This is a genomic window from Arthrobacter sp. K41 (assembly GCF_059089645.1).
This window is the reverse complement of sequence record NZ_JBNHEW010000007.1, coordinates 132,299-144,616: the sequence shown is the minus strand read 5'-3', so window position 1 is coordinate 144,616 and position 12,318 is coordinate 132,299. Positions and strand designations below refer to the sequence as shown.

The following is a 12,318-nucleotide window of genomic DNA, read 5'->3' as shown; positions in this document are numbered from 1 at the left end:
AAGAACCCGGCCCCACCCAAACAGGCACGCCCAAAAGCGAACCATATTCCAGGCCATTCAAAGGGGGGTTGGCCGCAAACTCTCCGCAACAGCGGCGCGGCGACTCAAAAAACAATACACCCCCAGCACACCAACCCGCAAATCCACCCCCACACCACCCAAAACCCCCGCCACCAACACCATAAAACCCCCCACCCACACACCCCACCCCCTATGAACCGGCTCACACCGACAAGGCGAGTTAGCGCACAACCCAAGGGGCGGAACAAGTACGCACCAGTGCCGTTATTGGGTCCATCGCGGACTGGCGAAATTTACGACCACCACTAATACGAAAAGCACGACGTGGCGGGCGGCGCAGGAGCGGGATCTCCCCAACAGTGCCCGCGCGGAGGCTGTGCTGACCGGTCTCCGGCCGGTGGAGCTCAACGTGCCCACGGATGCCAGGCAGCGTGCGCCAGCTGCGCAGGGGGATCGCCCTGCCACTGCCCTGGCGCTTCCCTCCGGAGCAATAGCGGTCACTTCGCCGAAGTGTTGGGCACCAACTCTCGGAGGACGCCATCTGACCATCGCGGAGGAGGTCATCGGCGGGGGGAGTGAGCGAGTGGCAGAACCGGGCGCTGGACCGGGCCCATCCAGAGGGTTCGTCTATGCCAGTTACGTCACCGCCCGTGACGGGCAGACCAACAACCGGCCCGTCACCGGCGCCATCGGAGTCAGCGTCAGCGGAGTGTGCCGAGATCCTGCCAGACGAAAAAGGCCTGACCTGCGCAGTGTTCCGGCCCCACGGCAGCCTTACAGGCAAACCACCCCTCAGCAGGTGCAACAACCAACGACTAAGTACAACTAGTCCACGAACTCCGACTGGGTCTCGATGAAGTCCCAGTCCGCCGGCGTCAACACTGCCGCCGGGTTATCGGGGCGGGGTCCGCCAGCCTCCGCAATGCCTTGCAGTACCGGAAGTGGAAGTTCCTCGGCACGAAGGTTCTCCCGCAGCCATTCCTTGCTGGCGAGGTCCAGGTCCAGCCACCACATAAAAATCTCCATGCCCTCACGCCCTTTCGTCAGCTGGTTTAACGGTAGGCGCGGGCCGGTCGGGCTACAAGGTATTGGGAGCGGCTCCAAGTAGCGCGCCCGTTTCTTCGGGTACCGGCAAGTAACCGGCTTTCCGGGAGCACGCCAAAGACGAGTAGTCCCTACTCACGACTGGCAACTAGGGCCCACCTAGCCTGAAAACTCAAGCAAGCTGACCGTGCTGCTGGGGCAATCGGTGCATTCGCTGGTCCTCCTCGTCATGGTCGGTTTCACATCAGAACTGGGGAGAATCATCATGAAACGTGCCATAACAACGTTGGGGGTGCTGGGCCTGACTGCATTCGCCGTCGCGGCTCCCGCCGTAGCGGACCGTGGCAGCGATGACGACGACAGGATTGTCATCTGCCACGCCGGCTCCGGCTCCAACTCCGGCCAGTACAGTCCCATCACTGTTGCCGTCCCGTCACTGAACGGCCATGACGGGCACGGCGCGGACATCATTCCGCCAAATGACGGCATGGATTACGGACAAAACTGGGATGCCCTGGGGAGGGCCATCCATGCCGGCGGGTGCGTGACGCCGGGTACGGTGGTTCCTCCCGTGCATCCACCCGTCGTAGTGAACCCGCCCGTCGTACCGCCGGTGGTAGTGAACCCGCCCGTCGTACCGCCCGTCGTACCGCCAGTAGTTGTTCCGCCCATAGCTGTTCCGCCGGTCGTACCACCGGCAGTTGTTCCACCGGTGGTGGACCAGCCCGTGATACCTCCCGCCGTCGTGGTTCCACCCGTGGAAGTGCCGCCGGTGGAACAACCTGTGGTTACCCCCATTACAAACCCGCCAGTTGTTGAACAACCCGCAGCCGTTCCGCCAGCGACAGTACCGCCGGCAACAACCGTCGTCGTGCCCGAACAGCCGGCGGCAGTCCAACCGGAGGCCACGGTGGCCCAGGCAGCAGCGGCAGCTCCTGCCACCGGAGCCGCCATCAGCTCAGGCCGCGGAACGAACCAGGGGTACAACGCCCAGACTGCCGTCGGCGGACCTGACGCCGAGCCGTCCTGGCTGGCCGGCCTGGGCGCACTGCTTACAGCTGGAACGGCAGTGGCATTCCGCCGCAAGCCCCGCACACTGCCCCTCACACGCTGACGCGGGTAAGCCCCGGCCGAAGGCCGCCTGGCAAGAAGGCGTCCCGCCCCGGCGGGACGCCTTCCTGCCCAATCCCCATTTGCAGTGGAAAAGGAGCAGCATGTCGAAAAAAACTAGCCGGCACGCAGCCTCCGGAGCGCGCAGGTGGAGGCGCTGGAACCGGGGCGACCTGGTGATTCTCCTGTGCGGCGTCATGGCCTTTTTATCCCTCACTTTCGGCGCCCCCGTGTTCCAAGCGGCGCAAGTACCTCCCGGTGTCAGCGGGGCCATGACAGCACCGCCCTCCGGCGGCACCTTCGACAAACCGGCACCAAAGGCCCCGACGGCGATGCCGGGGGTGGCACCCCCCGCCTCGGCCGCTGCTCCTGCCGCTGCGCCTGCTCCTGCCCAGCAAGCGCAGGCCCCTGCCCTGCCGGCAGCAGCCGCCCCGGTGCGCATCCGCTACCCATCGGCGGCCTTCGATGTGCCGGTGCATGCACTGGAGCTGGACGACGCCGCACGCGCCAGCGAAACGATTGTGCCGCCGGCAACCAAGGACGGCTACTGGCTGGCCCCGTTCGGTACCCCGGGAAACGGCTCCACCAACACCACTTACATCATCGGCCACAGCTGGGAAGGCACAGAGGCACCCTTCAACCAGCTGAGTTCATCGGCCGCAGTGGGCGATCTGCTGGAGGTGGACACTGCAGGCGGCTCTATGCCCTACCGGGTGGACAGCGTGACAACCCACCTGAAGTCCGGCCTGAAAGACAGTCCAATTTGGGACATTGTGCCCAACCGGCTGGTGCTGATCAGCTGTTACACCCAGGACCCCTGGGGCAAAAACGTGGTGGTCATGGCTTCGCCGGCTGCGTCCTGACCCTTCCGGGCGGGTTGGCGCTGTTCAAGAGAGTGGAAGCAGGCTGAAAATAGACTATGTCGTCAGAAAACACGCGCGGTACTTCACCGCTGCTGGTAGGTGTTGCTCCCCGCCAGCATCCCGAGGTCCTGCAAACAGCCGCCAACCTCGCCGCCAGGCTGGGGACCCGCCTGCTCTGTGCCTACGTGGATGAGGCGAGCTACCTGGTGGAGTGGGACCCGGCCCGGTCCGCCCACAGGCTCTCGCTGCACCCGGACGCAGATGCGGAAAACATCGGCGGCGTGACGGCCGAACTGAAGACTGCCATTGAAGCCGCTGTGGCCCAGGTGCCGCCGGGGACCGCCGCCGCTGAGTGGACCCTGCAAACGCTGGCAGGGGATCCCGCCCGTGCCCTCGCCCAACTTGCGGCGGAAACAGATGCACCGATGATCATTGTGGGAACCTCCGAGCGGGGCTTCTCGCACCGTCTTGCGGAGGCTCTCAGCGGCTCCGTAGGTGCCTGGCTCACCCATCATCAGAGCAGGCCCGTCCTCATCGTGCCGTACCGGATGGCAGCCCACCAGGACCGGCCCTGACCCATAGATGAGCGTCCTGAACGGCTGGAGACGAGGCCCAGTAAGTAAAGTGAAAGTAGTTATTCAGGGTGCTGGCGGACCGGGCTACCAGCCCGTAAGCTGATTCAAGCAGGCCGATTCCAGCAGCATGGAAGCTGGCCTTGCCCAAGAGCTGCTCCGGAGTGCGTATCCCCCAATAACGCACTCCGGAGCTTTTTTGTGTCCTATAGCCCTTTTAAGGGATACCCCGGCGGGGTACTTGTGCCGATACCCCACCGGGGTATACCGTGAATGGCATGACCACAATTGACGGAGCAGCAACTGAAACGGCCATGGACCAGGCGCCAGCAGGGCACGGGTACGCCGCGAACAAGGATGCGTACCTTCGCCGGCTTAAGCGCATTGAAGGCCAGGTGCGGGGGATCGCACGCATGGTGGATGAGGACAAGTACTGCATCGACATCCTCACCCAGGTTTCCGCCGTCACCAAGGCTCTGCATGCCGTCAGCCTCGGGCTCGTTGAGGAGCACATCGGCCACTGTGTAGTGGGTGCCGCCTCCGAACCTGACCCCGCTCTTCGGGCAGAAGTCATCGATGCCAAAGTCAAGGAAGCTGCTGACGCCATCGGCAGGCTTCTGCGTTAGCCGCCTTCCCGCGGCAGATTCCCACACCCTTTCCCAAGGCCGTCCCAACAAGAGGAGCACACCATGAGCACCATTTCCCCTACCACCACAACTGTCAGCGTTTCCGGAATGACCTGTGGCCACTGCGTCTCGGCCGTCAGCGAAGAACTTGAGTCCCTGGCAGGCGTAGAGGCAGTGGACGTCGAACTCAACGCCGGCGGCATTTCCACTGTCACCATCACGTCCAGCAAGGAACTGTCGCCGTCCGAGATCGGCGAAGCCGTGGCAGAGGCCGGCTACCTGGTGGTAGCCAACGAAGCGTAGACACCACAACTATCCAGGGAACGGTATGAGCAACCAGGAACTAATCTCCCAGCCCGAAAGCCGGGTGGTGGAACTCGACATCCAGGGCATGACCTGCGCCTCCTGCGTCAACCGGGTGGAAAAGAAACTGGGAAAGCTCGAGGGCGTCCAGGCCCTGGTAAACCTGCCCCTGGAATCAGCCCACGTCACAGTCCCGGCCGGGATCACCGACGAGCAGATAACCAACACTGTCAATGCCGCCGGCTACAAAGCAACAATCCGCCAACCGCTTCACCCCACCCTGCACCAGGCGGGCGGCACCGCGGGCCACGAAACTGCAGTTGAAGGGGTTATGCCCTCGAGCGGTGACATCGGGGACGTGCGGCAGCATGCGTCCAAGCGAGGAGCGAGCGGGCGTGCCGAGCACGTCTCCGGTGGCGCCGCGGCGGTCGGTCACGGCACGGGCAGCGAAGACACCGTCTCTCACGGGGGCGCTGCCTCCCGGCTGCGCCCGCGGCTGATCCTGGCGGTATTCCTGACAGTGCCCGTGTTCCTGATTTCGATGGTCCCGGCGTTCCAGTTCGCGCACTGGGGTTGGGCCGCAGCCACGCTGGCCCTGCCCGTGGTGACGTGGGCTGCGTGGCCGTTCCACCGTGCTGCCGCCATCAACGCCCGGCACTTTGCTTCCACGATGGACACCCTGGTGTCCATCGGCGTTGTTGCAGCGTACCTGTTTTCGGCGTGGCAGCTGTTGGCGGATCCGCTGATGACGGAGCACCCCGGCATGGAAGGCATGGAGCAGGGCGGCCTTTACTTCGAGGTTGCGGCCGTCGTCACCACTTTCCTGCTTCTGGGACGCTATCTTGAGGCGAACGCGAAGCAAAAGGCCGGCGATGCCCTGCACGCCCTCCTCAGCCTCGGGGCCAAGGATGCCTCCGTTTTGCATGACGGCCGGGAGCACCGGATCCCCGCCGGGCAGTTGCAGATAGGTGATGTCCTGGTGGTCCGGCCCGGCGAGAAGATCGCCACGGACGGTGTGGTGGTTGAAGGGTCCTCGGCCGTGGACGCTTCGCTCGTCACGGGCGAATCAGTACCCGTGGACGTGCGTCCGGGCAGCCGGGTCACCGGCGCAACCATCAATACCTCCGGCCGCCTGTTGGTCAGGGCCACCCGCGTCGGCTCCGAAACCACACTTGCCCAGATGGCACGGCTTGTGTCACAGGCACAGACGGGCAAGGCTCCCATTGCCCGCCTCGCGGACCGCATCAGCGGTGTGTTCGTTCCCGTAGTCCTGGTGATCGCCGTTCTTACCTTTGTGCTGTGGATCCTTCTCGCCGGCGCGGAAGGCGGAGGCCTGCGCTCGGCCTTCGTTGCCGCCGTCGCCGTTCTCGTGATCGCATGCCCGTGCGCGCTCGGCCTCGCCACTCCAGTCGGCTTGCTCACGGGCACCGGCCGGGGCGCGCAGTTGGGCATCCTCATCAAGGGCCCGCAGGTTCTTGAGGACACCCGCACCGTGGACACCATCCTGCTGGATAAAACAGGCACCGTCACCACGGGAGTTCTGGCCGTGGACTCCACCCTTGCCTTTGAGGGATTCGACGAACGTGAGGTGTTGAGGCTGGGCGGCGCTGTTGAAGCGGCCTCCGAACACCCTATCGGGCGTGCGATAACCGCTGCCGCGGCAGCGGCCCAGGATGCGGGCACAGCCATTTCAGTGCCCGACGGCGCCCGCCTGCCATCAGTGCAGGCCTTCCGTTCCGCTCCAGGCGGCGGAGTCGCCGGAACCGTCGAGGGCAGGCTTGTCACCGCCGGCCGTACCGGCTGGCTTGAGGATAACGGCATCGCTTTGACTCCGGCGCAGCTGCAGCTGCTGGCTAAGGCGGAAGCTGCAGGCGCAACCGCGATCTGGGTTGCCGTGGACGGTGCTCCTGCCGGCATCATCAACCTGCGGGACACCATCAAGGAAGGTTCCGCGGCTGCCATCGACCGGATGAAGTTCCTTGGCCTGCGGCCCATCCTCCTGACCGGGGACAACGCCGCTGTTGCCGCCCAGGTGGCCGCCGCCGTCGGCATTAATCCTGCAGACGTCTACGCAGGGGTCCTGCCGGAGGGCAAGGTGGAGGTGGTGCGCACGCTGCAGTCCGGCGGGGCTACCGTGGCCATGGCCGGAGACGGGGTCAATGATGCTGCAGCGCTGGCCCAGGCTGACCTCGGCATTGCCATGGGGTCCGGAACCGACGTGGCCATCGAGGCGGCCGACCTCACCGTGATGGGAAGCGACCTCTCGCAGGTGGTCCAGGCCATCGAACTGTCCCGCCGAACCCTGTCCACCATCAAGACCAACTTGTTCTGGGCGTTCTTCTACAACGCCGTGGGCATACCGGTGGCGGCGCTGGGACTGCTCAACCCGATGATCGCCGGTGCCGCGATGGCAGCCAGTTCCGTCCTGGTGGTGGCCAACTCCCTGCGCCTGCGGAGCTTCGGGAAGCAGGCCTAGGGCGCCCGTCCGGATGCCCAGGCACTGAACGCGACGTCAGGCGGCGCCATACCGGACCGCCGCCCGGGCCCGCGCCTTTGCCGCCTCGGCTTCCCGGTCCTTGGGCGGTGCCTGCGTCACCAGCGAGTCAAGAAGATGCTGGGTGATGTGGGCAATCTCGTGGACTGCTTCTTCGAAGGCTTCCTCGTTGGCCTTGGACGGTTTTGTGCTTCCGCTGACCTTGCGCACGTACTGCAACGCTGCGGCATGCACTTCCTCCGACGTGGCGTGCGGTTCGAAGTTGTGAAGGGTTCGGATATTCCGGCACATACCGCCATGCTAGGCGCTGGATCGCCAAGGATCGACCCCCTCCAGGAAGGTTTATTCTTCTGGTGTGCCCTTGCGGCACTCCGCCGCGGCGTGGCACTTAGGGGACGGGCTCGACGTCGTTCGCGTGCTTCAGCGGTGAGGTCGCCCGGGGTGCGCCCACGGCCCTACCGGCGGGGACAGCCGAGGGGGCGCGCAGCTCATCGAACCGGACCAGGATAACGCCGCCGACGATAAGCGCACCGCCCAAAAGCTGGATGGCGCCCGGCAGCTCCCCCAGCAGCAGCCACGCCCAGATCACGGCGAAGAGGACCTCGGTCAGCGATACGAATGAGGCCACCTTTGATCCCAGGGCGCGGGCGCCCATGATGCCGGAGACATAGGCCAGGACCGTTGCCAGGATGACCAGTCCGGCCAATGAAACCCACCAGGGGGTGACCCACGGGCCGAGCTTGGTGTCGGCCGTGTTGAATGCCATGGGCAGCAGGCCGGTTGCAGCGGCAAGCCACATCACGGCTGCGCCCACCATGAGTCCGCCCGAGGCCAGCACTATGGGCGGCAGGGAGTCATTTTCCTTGGCCGTGATGAAGAAGTAGATGGCAAGGCAGACCGCGGCGGCGACGCCCCACATGACACCCACCGGGTCCACCTTGACAGTGCCGGTGAGGTCCAGGACCAGCACCAGGCCGCCAAGTGAAAGCAGGGTCCCGCCGAACGTCAGCGCACGCGGGCGCCTCCGGCTGGCCGCCCACAGCCACAGCACGATCAGTACGGGCGCCAGGTACTCCAGGAGCAGGGCCACCCCAACGGATAGCCGGGCCACGGCGTTGAAGTAGAACAGCTGGCATGCCGCGACGCCGATCAGGCCGAACAGGACAATGGTCAGCCAGTTGTCCCGCAGCTGGTGCCAGCGGCCCCGCAGCGCAGGAATGGCAGGGACGGCGAGGATCAGCGCGGCCCCCGTCAGCCGGGCGGTCACCGCAGCTCCAGGTGACCAGCCTGTTTCCAGCAGCGCTTTGGCGAAGGAGCCGGAGGTTCCGAAGACCGCGGATGAAAACAGCGCGATACCGAGCCCGGAGGCCAGGAAGCCGCGCCGCGGCGCAGCCGTCCGGCTGCTCGGGGGGTGATTGTGGGCGGCAGGCACCGTCGCCTCCTGTCAGGAGTAAAGTGGGGTAATGGTCATGACACTACGCCCCGCGTCCGTAAGGAGTCAAGATGGTCTTTGCCCCTGACACCGAGGTGGCCCTCCGCACCGTCGTTAATCTCATCAACTCCGCCGCCAACGGACGGGAACAGCTGACTTCCCAGCAGGATCTGGACAGCTTCCTTGCCGCAGAAGGGTTCACTGGCTCCCGGACCCGGGACGCAGCGGAGCTGGCCAGCGTCCGCGGACTGCGGCGGCAGCTCGCGGACCTGTGGATTGCCGACGAGGAAGCGGCGGTGGCCACCGTGAACGGGCTGCTGCGGGCTGCCAACGCCCTGCCCCAGCTGGTCAAGCATGACAAGTGGGACTGGCATCTGCACGCCACTACCCCCGAGGCCCCACTCGCCCACCGGATGAGCACGGAAGCGGCCATGGCCCTGGCAGACGTGATCCGCAGTAAGGAGATGGACCGGCTGCGCACCTGCGAGGCAGAGGACTGCGACGCCGCCGTGCTGGACCTCAGCCGGAACCGGTCCCGGAGGTATTGCGATACGGGCAACTGCGCCAACCGTGCGCATGTGGCTGCCTATCGGGCGCGGCAGGCGGCGGCAAATTAACGGCCCAGCAAGTGCATATCACGCCGCCCCGGCGGAGCAGGGCGCCCCCAGCGTATAGGTCAGCGGTCTGCAGTACCCTCGGGGCCGCCGTCGGAAGCGGGCGGTTTCTGGACGCCGGGCGCACCGAACCCGTGGGAACTCTTTGGAGCCGAGCTGAGGTTCACGCCGGAGCCCTTGCCCAGGTAATCCGCGTTGTCCTTGTGGCTCATGGCGAGCATCGCGGCAATCACCAGGGTGACGATGAAGGCAATGCCCGCGGCAGTGAAGGCAAGATCGAAACGGGGGGCCCGTGCAGTGCCGCCGGAGGCGAAAATCACCACGGCCACGAAGGCGATTACGGCCCAGAAAGCGGAGAACATCAGCGGGCCCTTCACCGAGGTCCGCATCTTGCGCGGATGTCCTGGTTGCTGGTCTGCCACGGTGATTCCTCCCTGCAGGCGGCGCGCCGGCCGGCCCGGGTCGATGTCTTTCGGTATGTGTCCGGTCATTTCCACGACATTTCTACGAGAAGTAGAACCGGACACCTCCTAGTTTACGGGGTTCCAGCAGCGGTGCGGGCATCGTGCCGGATGGTCAGCCCGGCAAGGGCCCACAGCACTCCGGAAATAATGGCTCCGCCACCGGCAACGCCCAGCAGCGCATGCGCTCCAAGGCCGATAAAAAAGGGCAGGATGGCGGCGGTGCCGAGCCCGATGATCCCCGAGGCTACCCAGTCCCTGGCGAGGACGTGCCGGCCGCGGAATCCAAGCCCGCAGAACAACTCGAAAGCCCCCGCTACGCCCAGTCCCAGGGCTGCAATCACACCAAAAAGGAGGTCCCCGTGCAGGAGCACCAGCGAAAAACCGGCGCCGGCCAGCACGGACCCGGCCGCGGAGAGCTTCTTGCCCACCGCCCTGTCACGCGGGAATCCCGTAGCGGGGATACCCCACATCAGGAGCAGCCCGGTTGCCAGCAGGTAGAGCCCGCCGGCCCAGCCCATGACTTCCACGGACGGTGCTGCCCAGAAGATGGTCACAGCCCCAAAGACCAGCGCCGCCGCGGAACGAAGGAGCACCGGTTTCCACAGCTCAGCCGCGGGGCCCGTTCCGGAAGCAGTACCTGCGGGAGTATTCGGTTGGGTCACCGGTCCAGTTTAGTGGGGGCAGCGCCTACGTCGAACCGAGCACCAGCCAGCGGTCAGACCGGGCGCGGGCGCCCAGGGTAACGGCGCGTGCGGCCATGTAACCGAGGGCAAAGGCCGCCCACAACCAACCCAGCGCGGCCCCTCCGCGTGCGCCTGACAGGGCCACGGCGATCAGGAGTGGCCCGTACACCGCGAGGTTCACCATGCCGGCGAGCGCCAGGTATTTAGCGTCCCCCGCGCCGATCAGTACCCCATCGAGGACAAAGACGTAGCCGGCGACGGGCTGGCCGGCAGCTAGGATCCACAAGGCGACGGCCAGGGCCGAGTGCACCTCGGGATCGGACGTGAACAGGGAGCCAGCCCAGGGAGCGGCGAGCGCCAGCAGTGCACCGGTGACCGCGCCGAAGCCAAGGCCCCAGCGGGTCATGGTCCCGGTCAGGACCCGTGCCCTTGCAGGGTTTGAGGCACCGAGTTCCTTGCCGATCAGCGCCTGCGCAGCGATGGCCAGGGCGTCCAAGGCGAAGGCCAGGAACGAAAAGACGGTCATGGCGAGTTGATGGGCAGCAAGGTTGACCGGTCCCTGTGCCGTGACCACAACCACGGTTGCCAGGATCGCCACCCGCAGGCTGAGGGTCCGCAGCATCAGCCACGACCCCACCCGCGTCATGCTCCTGATCCCCCGCCAGCTGGGCAGGAGGCTGACGCCGTTGCGCCGGGCGTTGCGCCTCACCATCACCAGGTAGACGGCGGCCATGGCCCACTGGGCCAGGCTGGTACCCACGGCGGAACCGGTCACAGACCAGCCCAGACCGTAGACGAGCCACAGGTTCAGGACGATGTTCAGGCCGAACCCGGCGGTGGCCACCACAAGCGGCGTCCGGGTGTCCTGCAGGCCGCGAAGGAGGCCGGTGCCAGCAAAGATGAGCAGCATGGCAACCAGTCCTGGCATGGACCAGCGAAGATAGTCGACGGCGAAGGTGCGGACATCACCTTCGGCTCCCAGGAGGCCGATCAGCGGGTCGGCGGCCAGGAAGCCCGCCACGGCTAACCCCGTGCCCAGCAGCAGTGCCAGCCAAACGCCGTCGCGCCCTGCCGCCAGGGCTTTGCCCAGCTGGCCGTCCCCAATGGCCCGGGCGACGGCGGGGGTGGTGGAATACGCGAGGAAAACCATCAGGCCGACGGCAGTATGCAGCACTGCCGACGCCAGCCCCACTCCTGCCAGCTGCGCCACGCCGAGGTGGCCAACAATCACCGAATCAGCCAGCAGGAACAGCGGTTCGGCAACGAGCGCGCCAAAGGCCGGAACAGCCAGCCGAAGGATTTCGCGGGCATGTCCCTTCGGTGGTGCGGCCGGCGCCAGGGCAGGTAATTGGGGCACCCCGCCAGCCTAATGGGCTACCTGCGCAGCACGGCATGGGCATGACAAAGACCACAATATGAAGCAGTTAGTTGACACTTCAACTATTAGCACGGAAGACTAAAGTCTTATGAAACAGTCACGACTTACCACCACCGCCGTCACCGTCCTCCGGATTGTCCTGGGCTTCCTCTTCGCCGCCCACGGCTGGCAGAAGTTCTCTGAATGGACCATCGCTGGCACGCAGGCCTCATTCGCCAAAATGGGAGTTCCGGCAGCGGAAATTGCCGCACCGGCCGTTGCCGTCCTGGAACTGGGAGGCGGAATCGCACTGATCCTTGGCATCCTCACCCGTGTGGTGGCCGCACTCCTGGCACTGGACATGCTGGGCGCCCTGTTCCTGGTGCATGCCTCAGCTGGAGTGTTCGCCGCAAACGGTGGCTATGAACTGGTCCTGCTCTTCGCAGCGGCAGCCTTCGCCCTGGTGCTGACCGGTGCAGGGCGCTTCTCTGTTGACCGTGCAGTGTTCGGGCGCGGCAACTCGAAGCTGGCCGTCCTCGCCTGACCCGGGCCTCACGTTTTACCGATCGCGAACGACGGCGGATGGGCACGAAGGTGCCCCTCCGTCGTTGTGGCTCAATCAGAGCGGCCAAAAGCACAACTTCGAATAAGCGCGTCCAAAATCTTTCGGGAAAATTGGGAAAACGCTTGCCAGCAGGTTCGCGGCGCTGATAAACCTTGGGTGCTGCAGTGAGA

Annotated in this window: 14 protein-coding genes; 8 read left to right on the top strand and 6 right to left on the bottom strand. The window is 65.5% G+C overall.

Annotation, left to right across the window (positions count from 1 at the left end; genetic code table 11):
• Positions 1-846 precede the first annotated feature (846 nt).
• The gene (locus AC5RTE_RS15635; protein ID WP_494042289.1) at positions 847-1,047 is read right to left on the bottom strand and encodes a hypothetical protein; all 201 of its coding nucleotides are present in this window, start codon (positions 1,045-1,047) and stop codon (positions 847-849) included.
• A gap of 283 nt (positions 1,048-1,330) precedes the next feature.
• On the opposite strand from AC5RTE_RS15635, the gene AC5RTE_RS15630 reads away from it, so the two are divergent.
• From AC5RTE_RS15630 to AC5RTE_RS15605, 6 genes are all read left to right on the top strand, one after another.
• Positions 1,331-2,179: a hypothetical protein gene (locus AC5RTE_RS15630; RefSeq protein ID WP_494042288.1), complete on the top strand. Its 849-nt coding sequence runs from the start codon at positions 1,331-1,333 to the stop codon at positions 2,177-2,179.
• A gap of 100 nt (positions 2,180-2,279) precedes the next feature.
• Entirely contained in the window at positions 2,280-3,038 is a 759-nt protein-coding gene (locus tag AC5RTE_RS15625; protein WP_494042287.1) for a class F sortase, read from the top strand.
• A gap of 56 nt (positions 3,039-3,094) precedes the next feature.
• Positions 3,095-3,613, top strand: coding sequence for a universal stress protein (locus tag AC5RTE_RS15620; RefSeq protein ID WP_494042286.1), 519 nt, complete (start codon positions 3,095-3,097; stop codon positions 3,611-3,613).
• Between the two features lie 275 nt (positions 3,614-3,888).
• Positions 3,889-4,236 (top strand): metal-sensitive transcriptional regulator, encoded by a 348-nt coding sequence (locus AC5RTE_RS15615; RefSeq protein WP_494042285.1) that lies wholly within the window; start codon positions 3,889-3,891, stop codon positions 4,234-4,236.
• Between the two features lie 63 nt (positions 4,237-4,299).
• Positions 4,300-4,539 (top strand): heavy-metal-associated domain-containing protein, encoded by a 240-nt coding sequence (locus AC5RTE_RS15610; protein WP_494042284.1) that lies wholly within the window; start codon positions 4,300-4,302, stop codon positions 4,537-4,539.
• 25 nt (positions 4,540-4,564) lie between these two features.
• Positions 4,565-7,015: a heavy metal translocating P-type ATPase gene (locus AC5RTE_RS15605; protein WP_494042283.1), complete on the top strand. Its 2,451-nt coding sequence runs from the start codon at positions 4,565-4,567 to the stop codon at positions 7,013-7,015.
• A 36-nt stretch (positions 7,016-7,051) separates the two neighbouring features.
• On the opposite strand, the gene AC5RTE_RS15600 is transcribed toward AC5RTE_RS15605, so the two are convergent.
• Both AC5RTE_RS15600 and AC5RTE_RS15595 read right to left on the bottom strand, forming a co-directional pair.
• A complete protein-coding gene (locus AC5RTE_RS15600) occupies positions 7,052-7,324 on the bottom strand; it encodes a DUF2277 domain-containing protein (protein ID WP_494042282.1) in 273 nt (90 codons plus the stop codon).
• Positions 7,325-7,421: 97 nt separating this feature from the next.
• Positions 7,422-8,465, bottom strand: a complete 1,044-nt coding sequence (locus AC5RTE_RS15595) for an EamA family transporter (protein ID WP_494042281.1) — start codon at positions 8,463-8,465, stop codon at positions 7,422-7,424.
• Between the two features lie 71 nt (positions 8,466-8,536).
• Here AC5RTE_RS15595 and AC5RTE_RS15590 point away from each other — a divergent pair, with 71 nt between their 5' ends.
• On the top strand, positions 8,537-9,082 hold the full coding sequence (locus AC5RTE_RS15590; RefSeq protein WP_494042280.1) for a CGNR zinc finger domain-containing protein: 546 nt from the start codon (positions 8,537-8,539) through the stop codon (positions 9,080-9,082).
• A gap of 59 nt (positions 9,083-9,141) precedes the next feature.
• Here AC5RTE_RS15590 and AC5RTE_RS15585 read toward each other — a convergent pair whose 3' ends face one another.
• The 3 genes from AC5RTE_RS15585 to AC5RTE_RS15575 all read right to left on the bottom strand — a co-directional run bounded on the left by AC5RTE_RS15585 (position 9,142) and on the right by AC5RTE_RS15575 (position 11,583).
• Positions 9,142-9,501: a hypothetical protein gene (locus AC5RTE_RS15585; protein ID WP_494042293.1), complete on the bottom strand. Its 360-nt coding sequence runs from the start codon at positions 9,499-9,501 to the stop codon at positions 9,142-9,144.
• A gap of 113 nt (positions 9,502-9,614) precedes the next feature.
• Positions 9,615-10,205, bottom strand: coding sequence for a hypothetical protein (locus AC5RTE_RS15580; RefSeq protein WP_494042279.1), 591 nt, complete (start codon positions 10,203-10,205; stop codon positions 9,615-9,617).
• A gap of 25 nt (positions 10,206-10,230) precedes the next feature.
• Positions 10,231-11,583 (bottom strand): MATE family efflux transporter, encoded by a 1,353-nt coding sequence (locus AC5RTE_RS15575; RefSeq protein ID WP_494042278.1) that lies wholly within the window; start codon positions 11,581-11,583, stop codon positions 10,231-10,233.
• 109 nt (positions 11,584-11,692) lie between these two features.
• Here AC5RTE_RS15575 and AC5RTE_RS15570 point away from each other — a divergent pair, with 109 nt between their 5' ends.
• Positions 11,693-12,127 (top strand): DoxX family protein, encoded by a 435-nt coding sequence (locus tag AC5RTE_RS15570; RefSeq protein ID WP_494042277.1) that lies wholly within the window; start codon positions 11,693-11,695, stop codon positions 12,125-12,127.
• The last annotated feature ends 191 nt before the right edge of the window (positions 12,128-12,318 follow it).